At 68.5% G+C, this 12173-nt stretch carries 14 protein-coding genes; 5 read left to right on the top strand and 9 right to left on the bottom strand.

Features of this window, described 5'->3' with window-relative positions:
• Positions 1-4: 4 nt before the first annotated feature.
• Positions 5-928 (top strand): DUF5926 family protein, encoded by a 924-nt coding sequence (locus tag IHQ52_RS03470; RefSeq protein WP_035760429.1) that lies wholly within the window; start codon positions 5-7, stop codon positions 926-928.
• Between the two features lie 77 nt (positions 929-1005).
• Here the strand turns inward: IHQ52_RS03470 and IHQ52_RS03465 are convergent, their stop codons facing one another.
• Both IHQ52_RS03465 and IHQ52_RS03460 read right to left on the bottom strand, forming a co-directional pair.
• A complete protein-coding gene (locus IHQ52_RS03465; protein ID WP_024498830.1) occupies positions 1006-1542 on the bottom strand; it encodes a ferritin in 537 nt (178 codons plus the stop codon).
• A gap of 94 nt (positions 1543-1636) precedes the next feature.
• The gene (locus tag IHQ52_RS03460; RefSeq protein ID WP_455708979.1) at positions 1637-2818 is read right to left on the bottom strand and encodes an LCP family protein; all 1182 of its coding nucleotides are present in this window, start codon (positions 2816-2818) and stop codon (positions 1637-1639) included.
• Between the two features lie 253 nt (positions 2819-3071).
• Between IHQ52_RS03460 and IHQ52_RS03455 the strand changes: the two genes are divergently transcribed.
• The gene (locus tag IHQ52_RS03455) at positions 3072-4430 is read left to right on the top strand and encodes an APC family permease (protein WP_238064108.1); all 1359 of its coding nucleotides are present in this window, start codon (positions 3072-3074) and stop codon (positions 4428-4430) included.
• A 12-nt stretch (positions 4431-4442) separates the two neighbouring features.
• On the opposite strand, the gene IHQ52_RS03450 is transcribed toward IHQ52_RS03455, so the two are convergent.
• Both IHQ52_RS03450 and IHQ52_RS03445 read right to left on the bottom strand, forming a co-directional pair.
• Entirely contained in the window at positions 4443-5240 is a 798-nt protein-coding gene (locus IHQ52_RS03450; RefSeq protein WP_238064107.1) for a CPBP family intramembrane glutamic endopeptidase, read from the bottom strand.
• Positions 5241-5284: 44 nt separating this feature from the next.
• Entirely contained in the window at positions 5285-6037 is a 753-nt protein-coding gene (locus IHQ52_RS03445) for a DUF2470 domain-containing protein (RefSeq protein ID WP_238064106.1), read from the bottom strand.
• 154 nt (positions 6038-6191) lie between these two features.
• Here IHQ52_RS03445 and pheA point away from each other — a divergent pair, with 154 nt between their 5' ends.
• Complete coding sequence (pheA, locus tag IHQ52_RS03440) at positions 6192-7163, top strand: prephenate dehydratase (RefSeq protein WP_024498826.1); 972 nt, start codon at positions 6192-6194, stop codon at positions 7161-7163.
• Entirely contained in the window at positions 7163-7822 is a 660-nt protein-coding gene (locus IHQ52_RS03435) for a histidine phosphatase family protein (protein WP_024498825.1), read from the top strand. The genes pheA and IHQ52_RS03435 overlap by 1 nt, the downstream gene beginning before the upstream one ends.
• Before the next feature lie 9 nt (positions 7823-7831).
• Here IHQ52_RS03435 and IHQ52_RS03430 read toward each other — a convergent pair whose 3' ends face one another.
• The 5 genes from IHQ52_RS03430 to IHQ52_RS03410 form a co-directional block, all read right to left on the bottom strand.
• Positions 7832-8332: a hemerythrin domain-containing protein gene (locus IHQ52_RS03430; protein ID WP_024498824.1), complete on the bottom strand. Its 501-nt coding sequence runs from the start codon at positions 8330-8332 to the stop codon at positions 7832-7834.
• 95 nt (positions 8333-8427) lie between these two features.
• Positions 8428-8778, bottom strand: a complete 351-nt coding sequence (locus IHQ52_RS03425) for a metallopeptidase family protein (RefSeq protein WP_024498823.1) — start codon at positions 8776-8778, stop codon at positions 8428-8430.
• Between the two features lie 3 nt (positions 8779-8781).
• Positions 8782-9936: a septum formation family protein gene (locus tag IHQ52_RS03420; RefSeq protein ID WP_024498822.1), complete on the bottom strand. Its 1155-nt coding sequence runs from the start codon at positions 9934-9936 to the stop codon at positions 8782-8784.
• Positions 9937-10010: 74 nt separating this feature from the next.
• Positions 10011-10778, bottom strand: a complete 768-nt coding sequence (locus tag IHQ52_RS03415; RefSeq protein WP_024498821.1) for an ABC transporter permease — start codon at positions 10776-10778, stop codon at positions 10011-10013.
• Positions 10775-11716, bottom strand: a complete 942-nt coding sequence (locus IHQ52_RS03410) for an ABC transporter ATP-binding protein (RefSeq protein ID WP_024498820.1) — start codon at positions 11714-11716, stop codon at positions 10775-10777. Before IHQ52_RS03410 ends, IHQ52_RS03415 begins: the two co-directional genes overlap by 4 nt.
• Positions 11717-11772: 56 nt before the next feature.
• On the opposite strand from IHQ52_RS03410, the gene IHQ52_RS03405 reads away from it, so the two are divergent.
• Positions 11773-12165, top strand: coding sequence for an ankyrin repeat domain-containing protein (locus tag IHQ52_RS03405; RefSeq protein WP_035760428.1), 393 nt, complete (start codon positions 11773-11775; stop codon positions 12163-12165).
• Positions 12166-12173 lie beyond the last annotated feature (8 nt).

The raw sequence follows: 12173 nt of genomic DNA, 5'->3' as shown, positions 1-12173 counted from the left end.
ACCGATGGGCAAGAAGAGCAAGCGGGGCACTGGACCCCGTCCGGGAAGCAATCGCGCCGAGCGGGTCGCCGCTCGTAAGGCTCGGCAGGCGGCGTCGATGGCACCGCCGCCGCGTCCCTTCGCAGGGTTGGCCGCCGAATGCGACTTCGTCGCGCTGCGGACGTTCGTCGCGTCGGCGACCGCACGACTCGAACTGGTCGAGCCCGCCGAGTCGCGCAACGACGTCTTCGTCGTGACGATCCTGCCCGGTGCCGGTCCCGCGCTCACGCGTGAATCAGGCGGCGCCACAGAAGGTTTGGTCGGTCTGCAGACCGAGCCGGATCGTCAGGCGCCGGCCGTCGAGCTGGCCGCGGCCATCGCGTGGGCCGCTCACGCCGATGCGGGTGGCGAGTTCGACCTGGAGTCCGCCGACGAATCCCCCTCGCTCGACGAGGTGCTGAAGACCGACGCGACCCTGGACATCACCGTGCACCAGGACTTCTCGTGGTGGTTCCCGGAGGGAACCGAGGTGCCCGCGGAGATCGCGCCGATGTTCGAACGCGCCAACGATTCCGTGCTGCCGACCGCACGCCTCGTCGTCGACAGCGGTTCGGGCGCCCCGTGGTGGGTCGACGCCGGGGAGCGGGCCCACCTGCGTTGGATCCGTCCGGAACCGGAGGACGACCTGATGGCGGCCATGGCGCGGCTCCACGCGGCCGGCCGACTCACGATGGGTGAGGGTTCGCGCTTCGCCGGGTCGTTCCGCACCCACGGCCTGCTGGTCCCGGTGTTCGACCTCGACAACGAGATGCACCACGAGGAGTGGCAGGCGGGTCTCAATCAGCTCGATCAGTGGCTGGGCGAGGCGCTCGCCGACACCTCGGAGCTGACGATCGCCGAGCGGAGCTCGCGCGACGGCATCCGTGGCCGCCAGGTGACGCTGCGCTAGACAGAGGCTGAGAAACACGTCGGCGGCGCGACTTCGAGTGAAGTCGCGCCGCGGAGTTCATGTCTGCCCGGTGGTGCCTAGATGTTGCCGCCGGCGACGGAAGGTGCGGTCGGGTCGTCGGCCGCGGGACCGTTGAACTCGCGCTCGACGAAGTTCTCCAGGTCGAACAGGTTGCCGTTGCAGCGCTCGGCGATGGTCTGCAGGGTCGTCATGATGGCGACCTCCTCGACCTGCTCCTTGATGAACCACTGCACGAACTGCTCGCCGAGGTAGTCCCCGGTGTCGCGTGCGGACTTCGCGAGGTCGACAACCTGCTGGGTGACCGTCTTCTCCTGCTCGAGGGCCAGATTGATCGGGGCCTTGTAGTCCTCGAACTTGTTGTTGGGGGCCGGGATACCGGGGATCTCGACGTCCATGTCCCGGTCGAGGAAGTACTGCACGATCATCATCGCGTGGGTGCGTTCCTCGACTGCCTGGCGGTAGAAGAGCTTGGCCAGCTGTGGCATGTCGTGGTTGTCGTAGTACGTGGCGACCGCGATGTACTGCTGCGAGGCGTAGAACTCGTTGCCGATCTGGTCGTGCAGCAGCTGATGGAACTTGGTGAATTCGGTCATGTGCCCATGGTAGGTGCCGAAAAGTGGCTTCTACCAGCAAGTTCAGGCTAACTAAGGCTAGTCTGACCTGTCTTTGGGCAGACTCGCCACCTCGTCACCCGGCGTCGACGAGCAACTCGTCGGGGATGGGCTGACCTGCACGCAGACGGCCGAAGAACTCCTCGGTCGTCTCGGTGACCGGCAGTGCCAGACCGTCATCGGTGTAAACGCTTTCACCCGTGGGTGTTGTGGTCGTCACCGGGTCACGGAGGGCGAACATCAGCGAGGCGAGGTTCCAGATGTGATCGCGCTTGTCGACGGTGAGTGAGTCGATCGCGCCGCCGATGAAGCCGAACAGCCGGAACGGGTTGAGCAACACGGCCGGGCTCGTGGCGCGGGAGACCAATGCGGCCAGGAACTTCCGCTGATTGATGACGCGCTCGAGGTCGGCGCGCGGGAAGGCTCGGGTGCGTACGAGGCCGAGCGCCTGGCGACCGTTCAGGTGGTGGCAGCCCTTGGCCAGTTTGAGGCCGGCTTTGGGGTCGTTGAGCGGCTGGTCGATGCACATGTCGACACCGCCGACGGCGTCGACGAGGGTGTCGAAGCCACCGAAGCCGATCTCGGCGTAGTGGTCGATGTGGATGCCGGTCAGGTTCTCGACGGTCTGCACCAGCAGTGCCGGTCCGCCGATGTTGTACGACGCGTTGACTTTCAGGCTTCCGTGGCCGGGGATCTCGACGTAGAGGTCGCGCGGGATGCTGACGACCGTCGCCTTCCCGGTTCCGGGTGGATTGTGGACCAGCATGATCGTGTCGGTGCGGGAGCCGTCGGCGTCACCGGTGGACAGATTGGTGCGCTGCGCGTCGGAGAGGTCGGATCGACTGTCGGTGCCGACGATGAGCCAGTTGGTACCGGGCGTGTCCGACGGCCGGCCGGCGTAGGCGGGCAGCGCGTCGATGCGGTCGAGTCTCGAGTCGTAGTAGAAGAGCAGTCCGATGCTGCCGAGCACGAACACGAGCAGCAGGATCAGCACGATCTTGCCGACCCGCACCGAACGGCGGCGGCGACGGCGTGGCGATGCGGGAGCGGGCGGGGCGCCCGCCGGCGGAGCGGGAGGTCTCGTCGACGACCGACCGTGATCGACGCGCCGGTCGTCGCGCGGCGGCCGGTGTTCGCGCGACCGGTCGCCCACCGGGATCGGTTCGGGTTTCTGGGTGGGCGCGTACTGTCCGGGGCCTGCGCCGGCGGGAACGGCCGACCGCCTCGGTGGAGGACCCTGCGCCGGAATCCGCGGCATCGCCTGGGGATGTGCGGCGGGAGCCGGACCCTGCGGGTGAGGGCGTCGAGGTGCACCGGGCGGTGGTCCCTGACGTGGCGGTGTGCCTCCCGCCGGCCGCCCGGGCGGTACCTGAGGCCCCGGACGACCGCGCCGAATGATCGGCGGGTCCTGCTCGTTCATCCCAACCAATGTACGCATTCACGACCGGCCGCCACGGATCCGACGCAGATCACAGGACTCGATCGGCACGCGTCGGGGTATCCGGGACGCCATGACCGACGATGTGGCCGCACGGCCCGACACCGAAACGGGTGATGACCAGCGCAGTCCGCTCCGGCGCGCGATCACCGGCAAGTTGCTGTTCCTGTTCATCCTCGGCGACGTGCTCGGCGCCGGGATCTACGCGCTCGTGGGGGAGATCGCCGGCGAGGTGGGCGGTGCCATCTGGGTGCCGCTCGTGGTGGCCCTCGTGATGGCGCTGTTGACGGCGGGGTCGTATGCGGAACTCGTCACCAAGTATCCGCACGCCGGCGGCGCCGCGGTCTTCGCGCAGCATGCCTACCGGTCGTCGCTGGTCTCGTTCCTGGTGGGGTTCTGCATGCTGGCCGCCGGGGTCACCAGCGCAGCCGGTCTCGCGCTGGCGTTCGCCGGTGACTACCTCAAGTCCTTCCTGGACGTGCCGACCACCGCCGCCGCACTCGTCTTCCTGTTCGCGATCGCGGCACTCAACGCCCGAGGCATCAGCGAGTCGGTGCGGGCGAACGTCGTGATGACCGTGATCGAGGTGTCGGGTCTGGTGCTCGTCGTCGTCCTGGCCGGGATCGTCCTCGGGCGGGGAGACGGCGAAGCGCATCGCGTGCTCGAGTTCGACAGTTCGTCGACGCCCGCGCTCGCCGTGCTCAGCGCGGCCTTGCTCGCCTACTACTCCTTCGTGGGGTTCGAGACGTCGGCCAACGTCGCCGAGGAGGTTCGCGACGTGCGACGGGTCTACCCGAAGGCACTATTCGGCGCGCTGATCACCGCGGGCATCGTGTACGTGATGGTGGGCCTCGCGGTCTCGGTGGTGGTGTCGCCGGACCAGCTCGCCGGCTCGTCCGGTCCGCTGCTGGAGGTGGTCTCGATCGCCGATGCCGGCGTACCCGATCGGCTGTTCTCGCTGATCGCTCTGATCGCCGTCGCCAACGGCGCGCTGCTCACGATGATCATGGCGTCTCGTCTGACGTTCGGGATGGCCCGCGACGGACTGCTGCCCGCCACGCTGGCGAAGGTTCTGCCCGGTCGTCGCACCCCGTGGGCATCGATCATCGCCACGACGGCGATCGCGATGGTCCTGTCGGCGACCGGTTCGGTGGCGGCACTCGCCGAGACCGTCGTGCTGCTGTTGCTGTTCGTCTTCCTCAGCACCAACATCGCGGTCCTGGTACTTCGACGTGAGCGCGCCGACACCGATCACTTCCGGACGTGGACGATCGTGCCGGTGCTGGCGATCGGGACGTGCATCGTCCTGCTGACGCAGCAGAGCGCGGAGACGTGGCTGCGCGCCGGCATCCTGATGCTCGTCGGGCTGGTGCTCTTCGGGCTGGCCCGGGTCACCGGATCGGGCGGCAAGCACTCGAAGGCTCGCGGGTGATGTGTCCCGGCGTCAGCCGACCCAGGACAGGTGGTCGCGCAGCAGCGCATAGCCGATGAAGGCGACGACGTCGATGACGCCGTGCGCCGCGACAAGCGGCCACGCGCGACCGGTGACCTGGTAGAACCGGCCGTAGACGACGCCCATCACCACGTTCCCGAGGCCGGCGCCGAACCCCTGATAGAGGTGGTAGCCACCGCGGAGCACGGCGCTCGCGGCGAGCGACCTGGTGTCCGAGACGCCGAGTTGCCGGAGCCGGGTGATGAAGTAGGCGACCACCACGATCTCCTCGGCGGCCGCGTTCCCGATCGCGATGAGGATGAGCACCGGCCATTCCCACCAGGTGTCGGCCTGGCTGGGGACGAGGCTCGCGTTGAGGCCGAATGCGCGGGCCACCGCGACCAGCACCAGCCCGGGTATCCCGATGACGGCGGCGAGGACGAGTCCGGTGGGGACGTCGCGTCGGGGCGTGAAGCGTCCGAGGCCGACTCGCGACAGTCCGAGCCCGCTCCGCCACAGCAGGTAGACGCCGAGCGCGCCGATGGCGAAGAGTCTCAGGACGCTCATCACCTGACGCGCGGCGTCGATGAGGGCGAGGTCGGAGCGGCTCGGGTTGAGGGCGACCGTCGTCTCGCCGATGCCCCCGGCGAGTTGGGCCTCGAGGAGTGCGAGCGCAGCCGACACCGCGGAGAAGGCGAACGTCAGGACGCCGACGATGACGAGTTCGGCGATCAGACCGCGACGCTCGACACGGTCGGTGACGACCGGGATGCCGTGGGGTGACGGCCGCAGGTACTCGCGCAGGGACATGCCGGTCAGCCTAGGACCCCTCGCTCCCCGGGGTACGAGCGAAGTCAGTCGGGCATGGAGTTCATGAACGGGCAGCCCGCGAGGTTGCGCAGCGCTCGGGACAGTTCGACGACGTCCGACACCGGGCGGGGGAAGGGCACGCGCACGTCGGAGTCGCCGTCGACGCCCTCGATGCGGAAGCGGATGCCGAACCGGTCGAGGCCGAGCGGGCGTACACGGCCCTGGCGCAGGTCGGTGGGCACCTTGCGTGCGAGCTGGCCGACGAGATCGGCATGGTCGAGGTCGAGGTGTTCCAGCCAACCCGCCTCGCACTCCCAGAACGGGTCGGGGTCGGCGTCGGCCAGTTCGGCGGCCGAGACCGACGATGCACCGGCGCCGGACGCGATCACCGCGGAACCGACCTGGAGGCGCAGCATCGACGCCCCGTGGCCGATGTCGAGGAGGCCGTCGTCAGGGTGCTCGCCCGCGATCTCGATGGCCAGGTCGCGTTCGAGGTCGCGGGGGACCGCGTGCAGGGTGCCGTTGAGCCAGATGATCGATCGGACCCGTTCACGCAGGTCGACGGGTGCCCAGTCGGTGACCTCGAGCATCGCGGGCGTCCCCTCGGTGTCGTCCACGGCGGCCATCGCCTCACCGTGGGTGGGGACGAGCACGAAGGCCTGGGATTCGAAGAGGTGGACGACGTCGATCGGTGTCGTGTCGGCGCCCTCGATGGCGAGGATGGCCGAGCCCACCCGGCGGCATATCGTCTGGATCATCTCGGCATCCGTCGGTCGGTCGGTCGTCGTACGCGTCATGTCTGTCTCTCCGGTCGGCGCGGGCGGCTGCGGTGGAGCCTTGGAAGGTAACCCTAACCTAAATAGATCTGCCCTCTCCGTCAATGGGACCTTGGACTTCTCGTTACCGGGAAGCGCCCGGTCCGGAGTGGTCGCCCGCGTCCACTAGGCTCGTGTGGTGCCTGTGATCGCCTACTTCGGCCCGCCCGGAACCTTCACCGAGATGGCACTCGACGCGGTTCTCGCCGCCCACGACCCCGCCCTCGGGGGTCTCGACCTATCGGGTGACGTCACCAAGGTGGATGCCTCGAGTCCGACTGCCACCATCGCGATGATCCGTAGTGGCGAGGCCGACTACGGCTGTGTGCCCATCGAGAGCTCGCTCGAGGGATCGGTACCGGCGACGATGGACGCCCTCGTGCCGCCGGCGAGGTCGGGGGAGGGTGCACGTGTGCAGGCGTTCGCCGAGACCGTGGTCGACATCGCGTTCGCGATCGCCGCGGCCACACCCCTCGCTCCGGAGGACGTCCGAACCATCGCCGCATACCCGGTGGCGGCGGCGCAGGTGCGGCAGTCGGTGGCGAAGCTGTTCCCGAACGCCGAGTTCATCACGTCCGGGTCGAATGCCGCTGCCGCCCTGGACGTCGCGTCCGGCAAGGCCGACGCCGCCGTCACGACCGGTCTCGCGGCGGGCCTGTCGGATCTGACGGTCATCGCCGACGGTGTCTGCGACGCGCGGGAGGCCACCACGCGGTTCCTCGTCCTCGGTCGTCCCGCGGTACCCACGCGGCGTACCGGCACCGACCGCACGTCGGTGATCCTCGACCTGCCCAACGAGCCCGGCAGCCTGATGGCCGCGATGAACGAGTTCGCCTCCCGCGGAATCGATCTCACGCGTATCGAATCCCGGCCGCAGCGCGACGAGGCGGAGGGCCGGGCCATCGCCGGTCGCTACCGGTTCTTCCTCGACGCCGTGGGCCACATCGACGACGCGGCGGTCGCCGAAGCCCTTGCGGCACTCCATCGTCGGTGCGAGCGGGTCGTCTATCTCGGTTCGTGGCCCGCGGTGCGGACCACCGGGACGACGCCGCCCGACCACGCCGAGTCGCTGGCCTGGATCGATGCGATGCGCCAGGGGGAGGTGTGATGGCGCGCCTGCATCTGGTCCGTCACGGCGAGACCACCGCGAACGTCATGCGCCGCCTCGACACCGCGCTCCCGGGCGCGGCGCTCACCGATTTCGGTGCGCGACAAGGCGTCCGGTTCGGACTCGAGAACCGTCCGGAGCAGGAGGCCGTGCTGCTCAGCTCGGAGGCCAAGCGTGCCCGGCAGACCGCGGAGTTGATCAGCTCGGTGTGGGAGGTCGCCACCGAGTCCGTGGAGGGCGTGCACGAGGTCCAGGCCGGCGAGCTCGAGGACCGCACCGACCGCGAGGCCCACGACGTCTTCCACGACGTCATGGAGAAGTGGCACGCCGGTGACCTCGACGTGCGCATCCCCGGCGGTGAGTCGCTCGCGATGGTCTACGAGCGCTACATCCCGACCGTCGAAGACCTCGCGCGTGCATACCTGACGGGAACCGACCCGCGCGACGTGTTCCTGGTCAGCCACGGTGCGGCGATCCGCCTCATCGCGGCGCGCCTGGCCGGCATCGACTCCCGCTTCGCCGCGGCGACGCACCTCGGGAACACCGGTTCGATCGAACTGGAGTACGTCGACGGCGTCTGGGTCTGCCACCGCTGGGGCGCGAAGACCGCGCCGTTCGAGCGGGTCGACGAGCCGCTGGTGGACGACCCGATGGGCTAGCCCTGCTCCCTACTTGATGATCGCGTCGACCGTCTTCTTCAGTGCCGACGGCTGCGACGGACGACGCGGAGCCTTCTCCTTGAGACGCAACATCTCTTCGCCGATCTCCTGAAGGTCCTTGCGTCCGAGCGCCTCCCGCACCTTGGGGAACCACTCGTCCTCTTCCTCTTCGATGTGGTGTTCCACGTTCTCGATGAGCACGGTGGTCTTGGCGTCGAACCGCTCGGAGTCCGGTTTCAACGCGGCCAGCTCGACGACGAGCACGTCGGCGACGTGGTGCTCCTCGTAGGACTCCAGGATGTCGTCCTCGAGATCGGGGACACGCTTACGGATCTCGGGGTACATGCATTCGTTCTCGATGTAGGTGTGCACGGTCAGGGCCTCGATGATCTGGTCGACGATCTTGCCCTTGGTCTTGGTGGCGTTCGGACCCTGGGACTTGAAGTCGCGGAACAGCTTGCGGATCTCCTTGTGGTCGTCTTTCAAGATGACGATGGCATCAGTGGACATGCGGGACTCCTGGATGTGGGCTGGACATCGGTGCCTCGGTATTCCGCATTCCGCGGGAGATGAAACATGCGGCGTGGGCCGGGATTCGGTGGTCCCTAGCCCCACCCGTTGGCGTGCAGCCAGGCGTCGTCGATGCCGAAGTGGTGGGCGATCTCGTGCATGACGGTGACCGCGACCTCGCGCACCACCTCGTCGCGGGAACTGCACATCGCCAGGATCGGGTCCCGGTAGATGGTGATCGTGTCCGGCAGGAACCCGCCGTAGTCGTGATCGCGCAGGGTCAGCGCGACGCCCTGGTAGAGCCCGAGGATGCCGGGTTCCTCCGGGTTGTGCGGCTCGACGAGGATCACCACGTTGTTCATCGCGCCGGTGAGCTCCGACGGGATGGTGTCCAGTGCGTCGGAGACCAGCCCGTCGAACTCGTCGTCGGACATCGGAACGGCCATGCGTCAGCCCGCCGGGGCGGGGGCTTCGTCGGGGTTCGGCGCGATGCCCGGGGGAAGCGGCACCGGCGTGGGCAGCGCGCGGCCGGGCGGGGCGGCGGGCGGCGGGACGGGCGCCTTCCCGTTGATCAGCAGTGCGCCGCCCTTGGCGTCGCCGACGAGGGTCGCGAATCCGCCCCGCTTGTCGGGTAGACCGAGGTAGCAGACCACTTTGCGGCTCCCGGCCAGCCAGCTCGGCTCGCTGAGGACCGACCACTGCACGTTCAGCGTGGTCGCGTCGAGGGCGGGCGCGCCGCCGACGAAACGTTCCGCCTGCTTCGGGCAGATCGACGAGAGGTAGCTGTTCTGGGCGCCGGTCGCCGGCCACGGCTTGTTCGACATCCGGTCGCCGAAGCGGATTGCGAGGTCGACGATGCCGGTCGTCTGGAAGGCGTGCGGTTCGGCGCAGTTCACCGGGAAGCCGGTGGGGGTGCGGTTCTCGGGGTCGATGCCGATGCAGGTTCCCTCGGGCCACACGTAGGACTGGTTCTGGTCGGCGACGCGCCCGGAGAACTGCGCGGGCTGACCGTCGGCGCCGTTCTCCTGGATTCCGCATCGCAACTGGCGGGCGCCCTTGTCCCACTGGGCCTGCGACGGGTACATCATGCCGACCGAGAAGCGTCCCTGCGGATCCAGCCGACCCTCGAGGTACTGATCGACGGCGACCGGGCACTGTTCGTCGCGGATGGCGGCGAAACGCTCGGGTCCCGGCCACAGTGCGTCCTCACCGAACTCGACGCCGGGGATGAGGGAGGTGTCGATGCCGCCGGCCACCTCGAAGCGGTGCTTCTGCGCACATTCGACCGCTGTCGGCTGACCGGGGTTCCCCGCCGGCCAATCGAGGCAGTCCCCGGCGACCGACCGGGTGAAGGCGTTCTGGACGAGTCGTTCGCCCTCACCGATGTCGCTGCCGCCGACGCTGCCGGAGTCGTCGAAGAGTCCCGTCGCCCACGCGACACCGCCCATGACCAGCGCACCGACCACGATCGCCGCCAACACCACGAAGACGGGATTGCGCCGTCGGTCGGACTGCTGCTGTGGTGGCGAGCCCTGCGAGACCTCCGTCCACTCGTCGGGGTCGGGGGTCGGTGTGCCACTGCTCTCGGGGTGGTGCGCGTTCATCGGTATCCATCATGCCTGTGCGCGGACTGCTGCCGACACCCGTTGGGAGATGTAGGGACGCCGAGGTGGGCGGATCAGTCCCATCGGAACAGGCGGATCGCGATGATCGACAGCCCCACACCCCAGGCGAGAAGGATCGCGAGGTGGATCCACGACGGCCAGGCGCCCTCGACGGCGTCGGTCAACGCGCCGACCGATGCCCCGGTGGGGGAGGCGTCGGACAGGGACCGCATCCAGTCGGGCATGTTCTGGCGCGGCCACCACAACCCGGCGAAGAACTGGAGCACGAAGAACAGGGCGGTACCGGCAGCGGCGGCGACCTTGTTGTTGCGGAAAACCGCGGCCAACACCATGCCGATCGCCAGCATCGCAAGGGCGGAGAAAACGAAGGCGATCACAAAACCGAGCATGTTCGCCGGTGCGGAGGCCCCTGCCATCAACGGCAGGAGAACTATCAGGGCAGCCACTACGACCTCGATGACGAAAGTCAGGATGGCCTGCGCGGTGAGCAAGGCCACCGGCGACGCCGGGGTCGTCTGCAGGCGCTTGAGGATGCCGCGTTCGCGGTACCGGGTCAGCACGTCGGGCAGGATCTGCACGCTGCACATCACGGTCGAGAACATCACGAGCAACGGCTGATACATCCCGAACCAACTCTGACCACCGAGGTACTCGGCGGGTTGGCGCGTCGCCGGGATGGAGGCCAGGATCACCGCGGCGAGGATCGGCAGCACGCCGACCCAAACGATGAGCATCGGGTTCCGCCACATCAGGCGGGCCTCGCTGACCAGGAGCGGTCGAAGTCCGCGGAAGGCCCGTCCGGTGGCCACGGAGACGGTCACCGGTCAGCCCTCGGAGCCGTCGCCTCCTGCTCGTCGACCACGGTGACGAATGCGTCCTCGAGGTTCGACTGTTCGACCCGCAGGCGGGTGGCGCGCACACCTTCACGGTCGAGTGCGAGCACCACATCGGTGATGACCTCGGCACCGCCGACGACGACGAATCGGGTGCCGTCGGTGTCCACCCGGGACACCGATGGCAGTGCGCGCAGCATGTCCGGGTCGACGGCCCCGCTGGGGACGAAATGCAGGGTCTGCGCGGTCGCGACGGTCGACGCGAGCCCCTCGGGTGTGTCCAACGCGATGACCCGGCCGCGATCGATGACCGCGACCCGGTCACACAGGTGCTCGGCCTCGTCCATGAAGTGCGACACCAGCAACAGGGTCATCCCGTCATCCCGCAGTTCGGTGAGCATGGCCCACACCTCGCGTCGTGCGCGCGGGTCGAGGCCGGTGGTGAGCTCGTCGAGAATCGCCACCCGTGGCCGGCCGATCAGGGCGAGTGCGACCGACAGTCTCTGCTTCTGACCGCCGGAGAGTTCTTCAAAGTAGGACCGCCGGTGATCGGCCAGTCCGAGGCGGTGCAGGAGCATGTCCGGGTCGGCGGGATCGCGGTAGAACGCGCCGTACAGGGAGAGCGCCTCCGCGACCCGCATCTTGTCCGGCATGAGGCTCTGCTGAGGCTGGAACCCGAGGACGTCGCGCAGTGCGACATCGGAATCGGCCGGGTCGAATCCCACGACGTCCACGGCCCCGGCGTCGCGTCGTCGGAGGCCTCCGATGCACTCGACCGCGGTGGTCTTGCCGCACCCGTTCGGACCCAACAACCCGAAGATCTCACCCTTCTGCACGGTGAACGAGATATCGTGCACGCCAACGCCTCCCGGGTACAACTTGCGCAGGTTGCGCACGGTGACCGCAGGGTCGGCCGAGTTCGCCATGCGTGCAGTATCGCATGAGAACGCGGCGTGGATAGGGGCGGAGCACGCTCTCTACAATGAGTCCCGTGACCCCTGTTCCTGATGAGATCGCGGAGCTGGCGGGACAGTTGTTCGAGATGGCCCGCACCGGCGACGAGAGGACCTTGCGCGCTTACCTCGACGCCGGTGTTCCGGCGGACCTACGCAATCAGTCCGGCGACTCGCTGCTCATGCTCGCGGCCTATCACGGGCATGCGTCGGCGGTCTCGGCTCTGCTGTCCCGCGGCGCCGATCCCGACCTCGCCAACGACCGGGGACAGACCCCACTGGCCGGCGCGGTGTTCAAGGGATTCGACGACGTGGTCCGGGTGCTCGTCGACGCCGGGGCCGATCCACACGCCGGCACCCCCTCTGCGGCCGATGCCGCCGCGATGTTCGGACGGGACGATCTGCGGGTGCTCTGGAGCTGACGGCCCGG

This window comes from Gordonia amicalis (assembly GCF_022059885.1).
Taxonomy (GTDB): domain Bacteria; phylum Actinomycetota; class Actinomycetes; order Mycobacteriales; family Mycobacteriaceae; genus Gordonia; species Gordonia amicalis.
Note: the sequence above shows the minus strand (reverse complement) of the source record. Positions and strands in the feature narration are given on the sequence as shown.

Excerpts from the sequence above, each read along its gene's own strand:
- IHQ52_RS03470 (WP_035760429.1), top strand. The coding sequence starts at position 5 with ATGGGCAAGAAGAGCAAGCGGGGCACTGGACCCCGTCCGGGAAGCAAT.
- IHQ52_RS03465 (WP_024498830.1), bottom strand. The coding sequence starts at position 1,542 with ATGACCGAATTCACCAAGTTCCATCAGCTGCTGCACGACCAGATCGGC.
- IHQ52_RS03460 (WP_455708979.1), bottom strand. The coding sequence starts at position 2,818 with ATGCCGCGGATTCCGGCGCAGGGTCCTCCACCGAGGCGGTCGGCCGTT.
- IHQ52_RS03455 (WP_238064108.1), top strand. The coding sequence starts at position 3,072 with ATGACCGACGATGTGGCCGCACGGCCCGACACCGAAACGGGTGATGAC.
- IHQ52_RS03450 (WP_238064107.1), bottom strand. The coding sequence starts at position 5,240 with ATGTCCCTGCGCGAGTACCTGCGGCCGTCACCCCACGGCATCCCGGTC.
- IHQ52_RS03445 (WP_238064106.1), bottom strand. The coding sequence starts at position 6,037 with ATGACGCGTACGACGACCGACCGACCGACGGATGCCGAGATGATCCAG.
- IHQ52_RS03435 (WP_024498825.1), top strand. The coding sequence starts at position 7,163 with ATGGCGCGCCTGCATCTGGTCCGTCACGGCGAGACCACCGCGAACGTC.
- IHQ52_RS03430 (WP_024498824.1), bottom strand. The coding sequence starts at position 8,332 with ATGTCCACTGATGCCATCGTCATCTTGAAAGACGACCACAAGGAGATC.
- IHQ52_RS03425 (WP_024498823.1), bottom strand. The coding sequence starts at position 8,778 with ATGGCCGTTCCGATGTCCGACGACGAGTTCGACGGGCTGGTCTCCGAC.
- IHQ52_RS03420 (WP_024498822.1), bottom strand. The coding sequence starts at position 9,936 with ATGAACGCGCACCACCCCGAGAGCAGTGGCACACCGACCCCCGACCCC.
- IHQ52_RS03410 (WP_024498820.1), bottom strand. The coding sequence starts at position 11,716 with ATGGCGAACTCGGCCGACCCTGCGGTCACCGTGCGCAACCTGCGCAAG.
- IHQ52_RS03405 (WP_035760428.1), top strand. The coding sequence starts at position 11,773 with ATGAGTCCCGTGACCCCTGTTCCTGATGAGATCGCGGAGCTGGCGGGA.